This window comes from Paraburkholderia sp. OAS925 (assembly GCF_040543975.1).
In the GTDB taxonomy this organism is placed as follows: Bacteria; Pseudomonadota; Gammaproteobacteria; order Burkholderiales; family Burkholderiaceae; genus Paraburkholderia; species Paraburkholderia graminis.
Genome location: NZ_JBEUNO010000002.1, coordinates 676,176 through 690,468 on the forward strand (window position 1 = coordinate 676,176; position 14,293 = coordinate 690,468).

General features: G+C 62.2%; 10 protein-coding genes and 4 pseudogenes. 8 read left to right on the top strand and 6 right to left on the bottom strand.

Annotated elements, in window-relative coordinates; genetic code table 11:
* The first annotated feature begins 100 nt into the window (after window positions 1-100).
* The 5 genes and pseudogenes from ABIE53_RS21815 to ABIE53_RS21835 all read left to right on the top strand — a co-directional run bounded on the left by ABIE53_RS21815 (window position 101) and on the right by ABIE53_RS21835 (window position 4,279).
* Window positions 101-727, top strand: a complete 627-nt coding sequence (locus ABIE53_RS21815; protein WP_192699614.1) for a TetR/AcrR family transcriptional regulator — start codon at window positions 101-103, stop codon at window positions 725-727.
* A 76-nt stretch (window positions 728-803) separates the two neighbouring features.
* The gene (locus tag ABIE53_RS21820; protein ID WP_192699613.1) at window positions 804-2,033 is read left to right on the top strand and encodes a YbfB/YjiJ family MFS transporter; all 1,230 of its coding nucleotides are present in this window, start codon (window positions 804-806) and stop codon (window positions 2,031-2,033) included.
* A gap of 143 nt (window positions 2,034-2,176) precedes the next feature.
* Window positions 2,177-2,332, top strand: coding sequence for a DUF3309 family protein (locus ABIE53_RS21825; RefSeq protein WP_006047249.1), 156 nt, complete (start codon window positions 2,177-2,179; stop codon window positions 2,330-2,332).
* 141 nt (window positions 2,333-2,473) lie between these two features.
* Window positions 2,474-3,274 (top strand): SDR family oxidoreductase, encoded by an 801-nt coding sequence (locus ABIE53_RS21830; protein WP_029967052.1) that lies wholly within the window; start codon window positions 2,474-2,476, stop codon window positions 3,272-3,274.
* 530 nt (window positions 3,275-3,804) lie between these two features.
* Window positions 3,805-4,279: pseudogene (locus ABIE53_RS21835) on the top strand (Lrp/AsnC family transcriptional regulator).
* 124 nt (window positions 4,280-4,403) lie between these two features.
* Here the strand turns inward: ABIE53_RS21835 and ABIE53_RS21840 are convergent.
* From ABIE53_RS21840 to ABIE53_RS21860, 5 genes and pseudogenes are all read right to left on the bottom strand, one after another.
* The gene (locus ABIE53_RS21840) at window positions 4,404-5,105 is read right to left on the bottom strand and encodes a 4'-phosphopantetheinyl transferase family protein (protein ID WP_192699612.1); all 702 of its coding nucleotides are present in this window, start codon (window positions 5,103-5,105) and stop codon (window positions 4,404-4,406) included.
* 69 nt (window positions 5,106-5,174) lie between these two features.
* Window positions 5,175-6,515: an MFS transporter gene (locus tag ABIE53_RS21845; RefSeq protein WP_053859863.1), complete on the bottom strand. Its 1,341-nt coding sequence runs from the start codon at window positions 6,513-6,515 to the stop codon at window positions 5,175-5,177.
* Window positions 6,516-6,616: 101 nt separating this feature from the next.
* Entirely contained in the window at window positions 6,617-6,853 is a 237-nt protein-coding gene (locus tag ABIE53_RS21850) for a DUF2783 domain-containing protein (RefSeq protein WP_006047255.1), read from the bottom strand.
* 48 nt (window positions 6,854-6,901) lie between these two features.
* Window positions 6,902-8,611, bottom strand: a complete 1,710-nt coding sequence (locus ABIE53_RS21855) for an FAD-dependent oxidoreductase (protein WP_192699611.1) — start codon at window positions 8,609-8,611, stop codon at window positions 6,902-6,904.
* Window positions 8,612-8,676: 65 nt separating this feature from the next.
* Window positions 8,677-9,638, bottom strand: a pseudogene (locus tag ABIE53_RS21860) (MBL fold metallo-hydrolase).
* Window positions 9,639-9,915: 277 nt separating this feature from the next.
* Here ABIE53_RS21860 and ABIE53_RS21865 point away from each other — a divergent pair.
* The 3 genes and pseudogenes from ABIE53_RS21865 (at window position 9,916) to ABIE53_RS21875 (ending at window position 13,417) form a co-directional block, all read left to right on the top strand.
* A pseudogene (locus tag ABIE53_RS21865) lies at window positions 9,916-10,771 on the top strand (IclR family transcriptional regulator).
* A gap of 107 nt (window positions 10,772-10,878) precedes the next feature.
* Window positions 10,879-11,634, top strand: a pseudogene (locus ABIE53_RS21870) (IclR family transcriptional regulator); the annotation flags it as partial.
* Between the two features lie 244 nt (window positions 11,635-11,878).
* Window positions 11,879-13,417 carry a Fic family protein gene (locus ABIE53_RS21875; RefSeq protein ID WP_192699609.1) on the top strand — a complete coding sequence of 513 codons (1,539 nt, stop codon included), beginning with the start codon at window positions 11,879-11,881 and terminating at the stop codon, window positions 13,415-13,417.
* Here the strand turns inward: ABIE53_RS21875 and ABIE53_RS21880 are convergent.
* Complete coding sequence (locus tag ABIE53_RS21880; RefSeq protein WP_192699608.1) at window positions 13,414-14,274, bottom strand: MurR/RpiR family transcriptional regulator; 861 nt, start codon at window positions 14,272-14,274, stop codon at window positions 13,414-13,416. The genes ABIE53_RS21875 and ABIE53_RS21880 overlap by 4 nt on opposite strands.
* Window positions 14,275-14,293: the final 19 nt, after the last annotated feature.

A 14,293-nucleotide genomic window follows, 5' to 3' on the forward strand; every position in this document is an offset into this window, starting at 1 on the left:
GCCGCACATCGTCCCTTGCATTCTGTGTCGATCGATATATAATGCCGTTCTATATCGATTGATACAAAACCACCGACGCAGGCGGTAAAGGACACTCATCATGGCGCGACCCCGCGGATTCGACGAGCAAGAGGTGCTCGAAGCAGCAAGCGCAACGTTCTGGCTGAAAGGCTACGAGGCGACGTCCACGCGCGATCTCGTCAAATGCACGGGTCTCACGCAGCCGAGCCTTTACAACGCCTTTGGCGACAAACGCGGGCTGTATCTGCGCGCGCTCGAGCACTACCTGGATCACTCGCTGCGCGAGCGCATCAAGCGCTTCGAGAGCACCATGCCGCCTGCCGATGCCATTACCGGTTTCTTCGAAGAAACCATCGAGCGGTCGGTGTCCGATCCGCACAAGCGCGGCTGCATGCTGGTTAATTCGGCGCTCGAAATTTCATCGGAGGACGAAGCATTTCGTCAGCTCGTCGCAACCGAAATCGCCGAGATCCGCGAGTTCTTTTATCGCTGCCTGGTCGCGGCGCAAAAGAGCGGCGCGATTGCCAAAACCGTTTCCGCCGACGAAACCGCCACTCATCTACTCGCCACCGTGCTAGGCATGCGTGTGCTGGCACGCGTCGATCCGCAGCGTGCCGTGCTGACGAGCGCGGTTGCCGGCGCGCTGAAGCTGCTCGGCTTGCCGGCGCTGCCGGCCAAACACGGCGCGTCAAAGACACGCGTCTAACCTAACGAGCGATCCCTTCGCACTTTCACCGACATCCGGCGCGGCGTCATGCACGTTGGCCGGTAAAGGAACCGTCATGTCCACAGCGCCCTCCTTGTCCTCGTCGAGCTCGACATCGCTCGACGCCCGCGCGCTCTTTGCCACTTTCGCCGGGCTTTCCGGCAGTCTCGTTGCCATTGGCCTCGCGCGCTTTGCGTACACGCCGCTGATTCCGTCTCTGATCCAGGCGCACTGGTTCACGTCGTCGCAAGCAGTCACATTGGGCGCTGCGAACTTCGCGGGCTATCTGATCGGCGCGCTGATCGGCCGTCCGCTTGCGTCCGCGTTATCGAACCGGACCGCGTTGCGCATGCTGATGGCTGTCGTGACGGCGGCGTTCTTCGCGTGTGCGTATCCGCTGTCGATAAGCTGGTTCTTCGTGTGGCGTTTGCTGTCGGGCATCTCGGGCGGCGCGATCATGGTTTTGGTGGCGACCTCGATTCTTCCGCATATTCCCGCAGCGCGCCGTGGCTTTGTCAGCGGCATGATCTTTCTCGGACTCGGGCTCGGCATTGCTGCGTCCGGTACGCTGATTCCCGAGCTGTTGCACTTCGGCCTGCAAACCACATGGCTCGGGCTCGGCGCTGTTGCACTCGTATTGACAGTAGTGAGCTGGTTCGGCTGGCCGTCGACGAATCCGCCCGCTCCCGCCGCGGCGCCCGCTCATCATCATGGCGCGCAGACCAGCACGCTCGCGCTTCGCGTGCTGTACGCGCAATACGCCGCGAACGCACTCGGACTCGTGCCGGCGATGATCCTTCTCGTCGATTACGTGGCGCGCGGTCTGGGCCGAGGCGCGGCAATCGGCGCGAACTATTGGGTGTTGTACGGGCTCGCCGCCATCGCGGGGCCGCTGATCGCGGGCAACGTTGCGCACCGTATCGGTTACGGCAAGGCTTATCGCGTGGCTTTGTTACTGCAGGCAGTGGCCGTCGCGATGATCGCGCTTTCCGGCAATGCGTGGGTGCTGGCACTGTCGACCGTTATTCTCGGAGTCTTCACGCCCGGCATCGTGCCGCTCGCACTCGGCCGCATTCATGAACTCGTGCCGCACGATCACACGGAACAGCGCGCCTCATGGAGCCGCGCGACGACAGCGTTCGCTCTCTTCCAGGCGCTCGGCGGGTATGGCTACTCGTATCTGTTCTCGCACTCGCATAACAACTACGCGTTGATCTTCATGTGTGGCGCCGCGGCGCTTGGCGTCGCGTTCATCGCTGATCTGATTGTTTCGCGGATCAGAACCGCGGGTTCTTTAGCGGCGTGACACTGCGTATGTTCCGCGTTGGGCACATGCCTTGCTCCTCAAAGGTGACGATGCTGTCCGGTCCGTCTTCTCTTTGCGCGCTCACTATGTAAGTGCGCAAAGCCGCGGACAGGAGAGCTTCATCAACCAAGCGGAGGTCATACATGTTGGGAACTATTCTTCTGGTTGTGCTGATTCTTCTTCTCCTTGGCGCGTTGCCGACCTGGCCGCATAGCCGTTCGTGGGGCTATGGGCCAACGGGTGGTCTTGGCGTCGTGCTGATCGTCGTGATCGTGCTGCTTGTCGCCGGCGTGATATAGCGATTGCGGTGACACGTTCACATCAGTAAGTCAAACGCAGGGCCGGCCGCCGGATTGCGATGCAGTGAACTGCTCGCAGATCCGGCGGCCTCGCTACATCTGAAGCTAGACGAATGCGCTTTTCAGCGCCGAGGAATTGCGATGGAAAAGTTACTCGCCAATCAGTTTGCGTTGGTCACGGGCGCGAGCTCCGGCATTGGCTATGGCGTTGCGCGAGCGCTTGCGGATGCGGGCGCGTCCGTCGCGCTGAACTATCACTCGCATGCGGAATCGGCGGAGAAGCTCGCTGACGAGATCAACCAGTCGGGTGGCACCGCGTTCGCAGTTAAAGCCGACGTATCGAATCCGGCCGATGTCGATGCAATGTTCGACGCGTGCCGCGCGCGCTTCGGCACACTGGACATCGTCGTCGCGAATTCGGGTTTGCAGAGGGACAGCGCTATTGCCGATATGTCGATGGAAGAATGGCAAACAGTGCTGGGCACCAATTTGACGGGACAGTTTCTCACTGCGCAAGCCGCTGTCAAAGAGTTCCGGCGACGCGGGCCGACATCCGCATCCAAAGCACTCGGCAAGATCATTTGCATGAGCTCGGTGCACGAAGTCATTCCGTGGGCCGGGCATGTGAACTACGCCGCGTCGAAAGGCGGGATTCAGATGTTCATGAAATCGCTCGCACAGGAAGTCGCGCCCGAGCGCATTCGCGTCAACTCGATTGCGCCCGGCGCGATTCGCACGAAGATCAATCGCGACGCGTGGGAGACTCGCGCGGCAGAGCAAAAGCTACTGCAATTGATTCCTTATGGCCGCGTGGGTGAAGTCGAAGACATCGGCAAGGCGGCCGTGTGGCTCGCATCGGATGAAAGCGACTACGTTGTGGGCACAACGTTATTTGTCGACGGCGGAATGACGCTCTATCCTGGGTTCATCGACAACGGCTAGACGGTGTGCAGCTTTAACGCGCTGATCACACGAATCCGCGGACACCTCAGGCACGGGCCATGCTGAATGCTCTCCGTATTCCAACTCGATACGAAAGGAGATACATCATGCCTTACCTACTCGGCTGGCTTCTCGGTGTTCCGGTGATCGTGCTGGTCATTCTGTACCTCATCTTCCATTGATCATTCGAAACACGCTCCACGGCGCGGGCCTTCTGTGGCCGCGCGTCTCTTTCATGTAGTGCAATACATGCGTTCGGGCCCGAGCGAGCGTTCGCTGCGACGGGGTAGCGCCGCGGTTTCCGCTCAGGCTGCTTCGGTAAAAGCAGCGTCATACCGGTAGCGGCTTGTGGCCGCGCGTGGACGCCATAGGATCGGCGATCCGGACGGTTCTCCCGGGCGCGAATGCACCCTAAAAATATACCGGGACGCTCGCTGGATAGGCTTCCTAAAGCGGTGTGCCATGCGGCGACTAACGGAACGTTCTTCCGATAGAATCACGTCTGAACGAACAATCTTCCGAGTCAGCCCATGAACAGCCGGACCCGCGAGCTGGACAATCAGGACGCGCAGAATCCTCCGCGCGTTGCAAAAGAACGCACGCGTGAGCAATGCGGAACTGGCCGAACTCGTCGGCATGTCGACCACGGCATGCTGGAACCGCACACGCCAACTCGAAACCGAAGGCTACATTCGCGGCTACGTCGCGCTGCTCGATCAGCAGAAGCTCGGCTTGGCGGATATCGTTCTGCTCGAAGTCACACTCGATCGACACGACGACGATGCGCTCGCGCGTTTCGGCGCGGAACTCGCGACACTCACCGAAGTACTCGAGGCGTATCTCGTCTCCGGCGATTACGACTATCTGGTCAAGGTGGCTGTGGACGGCACGGCGGGTTATGAGCGCTTCCTGCGCGAGAAGCTGTACAAGATCGCCGGCATTCGTCATAGCCGCTCGATGTTCGCGCTGCGCTGCATGAAGAGCATTCCGTCTGTGCAGGTTTAATGCGCGCTGAGGAGTCGTTGCGAGCGCTTCCTGCCGTTGCCCGGAGGCGCCGGTCGGGGCTGACCGTTAGTTGCGTCATGGGCGCAATAACAAGCGCTGCAAAAAGAGCCCAACAGTGGGTTTGCTATGAAGCAAGCGGCGTCAAAGACCACGCAACACACGCCGCGTAGCCGCGCGGCGCGGCTATCCATTGCGCGGCGATCGCACGCATATCATCGGGAATCGGGCCGCGCACCGTCACGCGCTGGCCTTCGCGCGGCAGCACGCTCAAATGCTGCAACCCGCGCGCAATGCCCACGCCTGTCGTTTTGACGAGCGCTTCCTTGGCGGTCCATGCATCGTAGAACGCGGCCATTTGCGCGGAACGATCAAGGCGCTCGATCCACGCCGCCTCGTGCGGATCAAGCGTCAACGTGACGATGGAGCGCCAATCGAACGTATCGCTGCACTGCTCTATATCGACACCCACGCGCCGCGCCGACGACATCGCGATCAAGCCACACGCGCCCGCGTGCGACACGTTGAAGTCGAATGCCGTCGAATCTGCGAGACGCGGTCGCCCGTTTGCATCGACCGTAAAGCGCAGAGCGTGCGCATCGGCGTCAATACGTTCTGCAAGCAACTCGCGCAACGCAGCGCGCGTTGTGGCGAAGCGCAGCGCGTCTTCGGCGCGGCGGAAGCTGCGTGCTCGCGCGCGCTCGTCGTCGGAAAGCGATGCAAAGGACGCGGCGTCGAGCGACGTGTCGAATGACAGATCGACACGCCACAACGACAGGTCATGCGGGCCTTCATGCTGCAGCGGAACGGGGGCGATAAGGGCGGACATCGCAAGAGTCGAGGCGCAATGGAATTACCGCGACTCTACACGATGGTCCTTTTATAAAGCACCGCGCCGTTAAACCCGCCTGGTTTCCTTCGGCACGCCGAACAGCAATGCAATCCCGCTTGTGAACAGCAACACGGTCAGCAGATAAAGCGCGTTGTCCATGCTGCCGGTATGCGTCTTGATCTGCCCGATCACCCACGGGCTCACAATGCCGCTCGTAATGCCGATGCTGCTGATCAGCGCAATGCCGCCCGCCGCCGCGGTGCCCGACAGATAGCTCGCCGGCACCGTCCAGAAGATCGGCAACGCGGCGAAAATGAGCACGGCGGCGAGCGAGAGAATCGCGAGCATCGCAGGAAAACTGCTTAAATGCAGGGTCAAAAGCGAAAGCGCGATGCCGCCGCCGATCGTGCATACCGCGAAGTGCCGGCGCCGTTCTCCGCGCCGATCGGAATGGCGAGCAATCAGAATCAGCCCGACCGCGCCGACTGCATTCGGAATGACGCTGTACAGACTGATCGCGAGAACATCGCGAATGCCGAAGTCGCGGATCATCAACGGCATCCAGAAATTGAGCGTCAACGACGCGCACGTCAGCGAGAAATAGATGAACGCGAACAGATAGACGCGCGGATTACGCAGCGCCTGCGTGAACGAGCGCGATGAATGCGATGCGTGCGACGGCTGCGATAAAGCCGCGCGGTCCTCGTCGCGTTGCGCGATCAATTGCGCTTTCTCATCAGCGGTGAGCCATTGCGCGTGCTGCGGACCGTCGACGAGATAAACCGCGGCGATGAGACCGAGGATAAGCGCGGGCGCCCCTTCGATGATGAACATCCACTGCCAGCCGAACAGGCCGAGCACGCCGCCCATATCGCGCATGATCCAGCCCGACACGAGCCCGCCGAGCACGCCCGCGACTGCCACGCCGGCGAAAAATATCGACAGCACCGCCGCACGCCGCCGCGCCGGATACCAGTACGTCAGATACAGCACGATGCCGGGAAAGAAGCCCGCCTCGAACACGCCGAGCATGAAGCGAAGCACATAGAAATGCGCGGGCGTCGACACCATCATCATGCCGACCGACGCCACGCCCCACAGCAACATGATTCGCGTGAACGTGCGGCGCGCGCCGAACTTCGCAAGCAGCAGGTTGCTTGGCACTTCGCACAGTACATAGCCGATGTAAAACACAGCGGCGCCGAGTCCGTACATTGCGTCGCTGAACCCGAGGTCGTGCTTCATCTGCAACTGCGCGAAGCCGATGTTGATGCGGTCCAGAAACGACACGACGTAGCAAAGAAACAAAAATGGAATGATGCGCAGCGATACCTTGCGGTATAGCAGATCGTCGTGCGCAGCGGCGCTTGAACCAGGCTCGAGCGCTGGCGAGAGGGACTGACTCATCGGTTATCTCCAGACATGAGGCGTGATGGGTCCAACGGACCCGCGGGTCCGGCGTCTTGATGCGCCGCGTTGTGGTTGTCGCTGAAGTGCGCGTGCTCTGATCAGGCCGCGAGCGGATGAACTTCGCCGCCTTCCGGCGACACGTCCGCCACGCCTTCGCGCGCGTGCCGGATTGCTTCGAGCAGCGTCGCGTGATCGCCGATATGGTTCGCGAGCAGCAGAATGAGTTGCGCATTCGCCGACTGACTGCGCGCATCGTCGAGGCCGCGATGCATGTCGATCAACGCCTCGTAAAAGTCGTCGGGACGCGCGAGGTTCGGTTGCGTGATCAGTGCCATGATTTGTCTCCGGATTCTATTTTTTTGCTGCGAACGCGGGGCGTTCTTTCAGGCTGTGCCTTGCACGCACAACGCGCGCTTTAACGCATGCTCGACAGCAAGCGGTTCGAGTTGCCGCCAGCGCGCGCACACATGCTGGTCCGGGCGGATCAGATAGAACGTGCCGGGTCGCGCGTCGTAGCGCGCGCTCGCGAGACCCTCGGTGTCGCGCAAAATCTTTGCATCTGCGATTGCTGCCGGCGGCGTTTCGCTGCGCGCAATCACCACGAGCTTCAACGGAATAGTGCTTGTACGAAGCGCTTTCAGCGCAGTTTCGGTCGCGGCGTCGATGCCTTGATCGCCGCAAAAAAGCACGCCTGTGAATTGCTGACCGAGATGCTGAAGCAGCCACGCCGATTCGCCGGCCGCCTGCACCGGTGCATCGACACATGAGGCGCCCGGCACCATGGGGCCCTCGAATGTGTCGCTATCCGGCGTATTCAGCGGCGAATCGCTCAACACCGCCGGCACCGACAGCCGACCACTGTTCGTCAGTTGCCGCGCAAACGGATGGTGACGCGCGAGCTTCAGCACGGCATCGCGAAACACGCGGCTAACCGGGCTCTTCGGCGTGATGAAGTCAGTAGAACGCGTGGAGTTGCGGATGTTTTCGTCGGCGGCAAACTCGCGCTCGCTGGCATACGTGTCGAGCAACGCATCCGATGCGTTGCCCTCCAATACCATTGCCAGTTTCCATGCGAGGTTCTCCGCATCCTGCACGCCGCTATTCGCACCGCGTGCGCCGAACGGCGAGACGCCGTGTGCGGAATCGCCCGCGAACAGCACGTTGCCGTGCCGGAAGCGTTCCATGCGCAAACACGAAAACGTATAGACGCTAACCCATTCCAGTTCGAACTTTGCATCCGGTCCGAGCAAGGCACGCACACGCGGAATCACGCGCTCGGGCGTTTTCTCAAGCACCGGATCGGCGTCCCATCCAAGCTGAAAGTCGATTCGCCACACGTTATCCGGCTGACGATGCAGCAACACCGATTGGTTCGGATGGAATGGCGGATCGAACCAGAACCAGCGCTCGGTCGGAAAGTCCGCTTCCATCTTCACGTCGGCGATCAGGAAGCGGTCCTTGAACGTCACGCCTTTACTATCGAGTCCCATCAGATTGCGGATCGGACTGCGCGAACCGTCGGCGGCGACGACATACCGGCCACGCAACGCATATTGCCCGTCGGGCGTTTCCACCGTCAGCGTAACCGACGCGTCGCGCGCGCCTGGCGTTCCGCACTGCTCGATACCGACCACCTTGCTTTTCCAGCGAATCTCGATGTTTGGCATTTGCTGCGCGCGTTCGAGCAGAAAGCCTTCGACGTAGTACTGCTGCAAATTGATAAACGCCGGACGATGATGACCTGCTTCGGGCTGCAAATTGAACGAGTAGACGAGCTCATCCTTGAGGAACACCTTGCCGACATTCCAGCTAATGCCCTTGTCCACCATTCGCTGCCCGCATCCGAGGCGATCGAAAATATCGAGTGAGCGCTTCGAGAAGCAGATCGCGCGCGAACCCGTGGACAACGAGCAGTCGTCGTCCACGAGTACGACGGGCACGCCCTGCTGCGCGATGTCGATTGCGGTGGCAAGACCCACCGGCCCCGCGCCGACCACGATCACCGGATAGACCGTCTGTTCCGTGCCGTGGCGCGCGTCCTGTTCGCGGCACGGCTGATATTCGAACGACAGCGTCTGGTAGTTGATGCTCATGTTGTGTCTCCGTCCTGCTCCGCTTTGCTTTGCTGCGCTTGCCTGTTCTTTTGTATGCGATGCCGTCAGGCTTGCAGCGCGTCCCACATTTCCTTGTCGCGCTGCGCGGTCCAGATGCGCGGATGCGTGATGCCGCTTGCTTCGTCGAAAGCGCGCGAAACGTCGAACGGCAAGCAATGTTCGTAGATGAACACGTGGCCGAATTTCGGGTCCATCGCCTTGCGCGTGTGCACCATCGCGGCCTTCAGATCGAGCTTCTGCTCGACCGCTTCACGGCCTTGCTGCAGCAACGTCGTCACGAAATCCTTCGTGTAATCGAGACCTTTGTTGACGTCTTCCGGCGTGGTCAGCGCGGGGCCGCGGCCCGGCACGAGCTTCTCGGCATTGAGCGCGCGCAGTGCTTCGAGCGTCGCCGGCCATTGTTCGAGCTGCGCGTCGCCGCAATAGCACGCCGCGTCGTATTCGACGAGATCGCCGGAAAACAGCACCTTTTGCGACGGCAGCCACACGACCGTATCGCCCTTCGTATGACCCGCGCCGAGATGCGCGATGCGCACTTCGAGCTTGCCGAGGAACAGCGTCATTTCCTTTTCGAAGACGAGCGTCGGCCACGTGAGGCCCGGCACCGTTTCGACGCCGGCAAAAAGACGCGGAAAGCGTTCGATCTCCGACTTCATGTCCGCTTCGCCGCGCTCGACGATCATCTCGTACGTGCCGCGGCTCGCGATGATTTTTCCTGCGCGCCTTCCTCGAAATACGCCGACGCGCCGAGCACGCGCACCGCGTGATAGTGCGAGAGCACGACGTATTTGATCGGCTTGTCGGTGACGCTGCGAATCTTCGCGATGAGGTCTTGCGCCATGGCCGGCGTGGCGGTCGTGTCGACGATCAGCACGCCGTCGTCGCCGATGATCACGCCCGAGTTCGGATCGCCCTCGGCCGTGTAGGCGTAGGCGTTCTCGGACAACTTCGTCCACGTGACTTTCTTGACTTCCAGATCGGCCTGCGATGCAAATGCCTTTGCCATGCTCGTCTCCCTCAAAAGTTGGATGTGAGGCGAGACGGCCGGCTGCGCGCTGCGGCGCGGGCTGGCGGTATTGAAGGTTGTCTCGCCCCGTTTTTGACTCTGTGACTGCGCCGGTGTGTCGGGGTGATTGCATCTTATGGCCGCGCCTGTTTATTTGTCAATAGCGAAATGTATCGCTATACGCAAACCACCAAACGCCTAACATTGAAGCGTGGACGGTGACAGTTCGCAGTCACGGTTCGGTTAACATGGACCCTTTTTACGGACGAGCGCAGGCGTGAGCAAAGCAGCGAAAGCGGCCCCCGGCAAAGGCGCGAGCGGTACTGAAATAGCGGAAGGCGGCAAGACGCAGCGCGGCATTCAGAGCGTCGAAGTCGGCGGCCGGCTGCTGCTCGCGCTCGCGCAGGCGCGCATGCCGCTCGCGCTGTCGGATCTCGCCATCGCCGCCGATCTGGCGCCCGGACAGGCCCATGCTTATCTCGTGAGCCTAAGCCGGCTTGGTCTCGTCAAGCGCGACGAGTTGTCGGGCCGTTATGAGCCCGGCCCGCTGTCGCTGCGGCTCGGTCTGTTGCATCTGGAAAATCAGCCGGCGTTTCGCGCCGCCGTGCCGCGCGTGGCGGCGCTCGCCGAAGCAATCGGCTTTAGCGTCGCGATCTGTATCGCCGGGCCGCAGGGGCCGACCATCGTTCGCTATGAACATGGGGGTTTTTCCGCTGCACGTGAATCTGCATGTGGGCACGGTCATGTCGCTGCCGGCGACGTCGACGGGACGCGTGTTCTGCGCATACCTGCCGCGCGAAACGCTCGACGCGATGTGGGCGAATCAGTCGGGCGCCGACCAAAGCGCGACGGCCGCGCCGCGCGACGCCGCGTTCCAGACGTCGCTCGAGAAGATTCGCGCGCGCGGCCTCGAAAGCAGTGTCGATGCGCCGAGTCCTGGCATCAGCAGCCTGAGCGCGCCCGTGTTCGATCCGGACGGGCGCCTCGCGCTGGCATTGACGGTGATCGGCTCGACCGGCTCGATCGACGTGGCCGCCGATGGCCGCATCGCCCGCGCGTTGCTCGGCGCGGCTCGCGAGATCGGCGCCGAGCTTGCCGCCCAACCCTCACTGCTTGCATCGTCCGCATCGTGACCGCTCGTACTGACAACCCTTCTTCCACGCCGCTTTCCGCGCCTGCTTCCACGGCTGTTTCCACGGATACAAAGCCGCAGCGCGGCATCCAGTCGCTCGACAGCACCGGCGAACTGCTGGCCGCGCTCGTCGCGGCAGCGCGGCCGCTGACCTTGCGCGACCTCGCCGCCGCAGCCGGCATGCCGCCGGCGAAAGCGTTTCCGCATCTGGTGAGCCTGCTCAAGACCGGCTTGCTGAGCCGCGGCGCGTCCGGCTGTTTCGAAGCCGGGCCGCTTGCGCTGGAGCTTGGCTTGATCGGCCTGCAGCGTCTTTCGCCGACGCGCGAGGCCGAGCCCGAAGTGGTCGAACTGGCCGCATCGACGGGAATGAGCGTCGCCATGGCGGTGCTCGGTCCGCTTGGACCGACGGTCGTGCGGCTGGAGGAATCGCCGCGGCCCTTGCATGTGAGCTTGCGGGTGGGCACGGTGATGTCGCTGGTGAATACGGCGATCGGGCGCGTTTTCGCCGCCCATGTCGCCGACGACGTGCGTGCCGGGCTGCTCGCGCAGGATCACTTGCGGCTCGCAGGAGCGAACGAGGCCGATGCTTTCGCCGGCAAAAGCGCGCCGCCGACGCTGAACGCAAGCTATGCGCAGCGTCTCGCGCAGATTCGGGCCGACGGAATCGATACCGCGCTGAGCCGGCCCGTGCCGGGCATCGACACGCTCGCGGCGCCCGTGTTCGACCACACGGGCAGCATTTGCCTCGTGCTCGCGCTGATGGGACCGAGCGGCAGCTTCGACAGCGCCGCGGCGGCCGGCCCGGCGCAGACGCTGCGTGCAGCGACGCTGCGGTTGTCGCGGCGGTTTGGCTGGATGGGCTGAATCAAGGGTTTCTGCGCGGCGTCGGCCGCGTCGTCGGCGGCCTCGGTCCGGTAATCGTTTTTTTTGAAAAACGGCGGTTCGTAATCGTTTCGGCGGAGAAATAATCGAAACGATGCGGACGGCCGGGGCCCGAATAAGCGTTTTTTTGGAAAAAGCGCTGTTTGTAATCGTTTTGCACGTGGAATAATCGAAACTGATGCAGACGACCTGCTTCCCGCCTCTCAAGCGCACCCGGATCGACCCCATGCCGCACATCGGATATCAATGGTTGGCCAACACGTACGGCGTCGTACCGGTCCACCCGTTCGCCGTTCAGAGCGAAATCGGCCGGACGCGCTCGAGCGCCACTGACGGCGACATCAGCCGCGAGGTCTATCCCGCCGCCTATCGCCCTGTTTCGAGCCTGACCGATCATCTGACATTCGCCTTCCGCCACGAAGGCATCCATCTGGAATTCCTCGCGCGGCTGTTTGCGCTGAAGTCCGTTCGCGGGGAACTGGAAGCGTGGATCGCGAGAGAACCGACCGGCGCGTATGCGCGCCGCGCGTGCTTTTTTTACGAATGGCTGCGCCCCGAGCGTCTTGATGCGCAAGGCGCGTCGCGAGGCAATTACGTCGATGCGCTGAACCCCGACGAGTTCGTCGTGGGCACGACCGTCAACAACTCGCGCTGGCGCGTGCGGGACAATCTGCCGGGCAATCGCGACTTCTGCCCGGTGATCCGGCGCGCGGAGTCGGTGCGGCGCGCAGAAACGTACGACCTTGCGTCGCCGCTGGCTGAGCTCGAAGCCGATTACGGCGTGGATCTCATCATGCGCAGTGCCGTCTGGCTGACGGTGAAGGAGAGCCGCGCGAGTTTTCTCATCGAGCACGAACAGGACAAGGAGGATCGCATCCGCCGCTTTGCCGCGGTCATGGAAAGCGAATGCGGCCGGCATGCCAATCCGTTCGATGCCGAGACGCTCGTTGCCTTGCAACGCGGCATCCTCGGGGAGTCGGCGTTGCGCTATGGCATTCGCCGCTCGCCGGTCTATGTGGGACACGTCGCGCGCTATGAGCCGGTGGTCGATTACATTGCTCCGCATTGGCAGCAGGTCGAAGCAATGCTCGCGGGCTTGAGCCAGTTCCTTCAACGCACGCAAGGCGGTGCGCCGATTGTTCGCGCGGCGGCGGCATCGTTCGGCTTTGTCTATGTGCATCCGATGGCCGACGGCAACGGCCGCATCTCGCGCTTTCTGATCAACGACGTATTGCGCCGCGATGGAGCCGTGCCCGCGCCGATCATCCTGCCTGTGTCCGCGACGATCACACAAAGCACGCGCGATCGCGCCGCTTACGACAAAGTGCTCGAACGATTTTCGCGCCCGCTGATGAAGCACTACGCGGATCAGTACACGTTCGGGAAAACGGAAACGGCCGACGACGGCGTCGAGTTCAACCTGCACTTTCGCGCCTACGACGACGCGTTGCCCGCGTGGCGCTACCCGGACTTCACCGCGCACGTCAGCTATCTCGCGGATGTCATCGACGTGACGCTGCGCCACGAGATGCGCAACGAAGCGCGGTTTCTGCATGCGAACGACACGGCGCGGCGCGCGATCAAGAACTTCCTGGAAGCGCCGGACAACGATCTCGACAGCATCATTCGCAGCGTCCGGCAAAACGGCAACAGCATTTCCAACAGCTTGCGCAAACGCTATCCGCTTCTCGATGAGCGGCCGAATCTGGCCGCGCAAATCGTCAATGCGATCACCGAAGCTTTCGCCGAAGAGAACATTCCCTAATCGCCCGTTTGCGGTTCATGCGACGACAACCTCGCCTTCGCATGCCGCATTTTCTCCAGCGTCTTCGGACCCGCTTTGAGTGCGACGCCGATCGCGAGCGCGTCCATGATGCAAAGATGCACGAGGCGCGATACGCCAGGCGTATTCGGATCGATGGGACTCGGCACGCGCAGCAGCAGCGCAATATCCACGAGCCATGCAAGCCGCGAGCCGACATTGGTCAGGGCGATCGTCGTCGCGCCGCGTTCCTTGGCAATCTGAATGCTCTCGTTCACCTCGACGCTGCGGCCCGAATGCGAGATGGCAAAGGCGACGTCGCCTGGCTCCATCATCCCGGCGTAGAGGCGCTGCAAATGCGCGTCGGTAAACGCAGTGGACGCGATATCGAGCCGCAGGAAGCGCAACGCCGCATCTTGCGCGACGAGGCCGGACCCTGAGCCGACGCCGAAAAAGAACACGCGCCGCGCGCTGGACAGCGCTGCAATCGCGCTTTCGACCACCGCCGGATCGAGCGCGCCGCGCGCGTGCGTGATGCCGTCGACGGCGGCTTCGCCTACCTTGTCCATCAGCGTCTGCACGTCGTCGCTGCGCGCAATGGCCGCCGACGAATACGGCATTCCGCCCGCCACGCTCTGCGCCAGTTGCATCTTGAAGTCGCGCAGACCATGCGCGCCGATCGCGCGGCAAAAACGCGTGACCGAAGGCTCGGAGACATCGGCGCGCTGCGCGAGTTCGGTGATGCTCGCGCGCATCGCGAAGTCCACGTCGTTCAGCACCATGTCCGCGACCTTGCGTTCTGCGGGCCGCAAACTGGCGAGTGCGCAGCGGATATGGGGAATCAAGTTCGGTGCGGACACCCGGTGTTCCTTAAGGGTT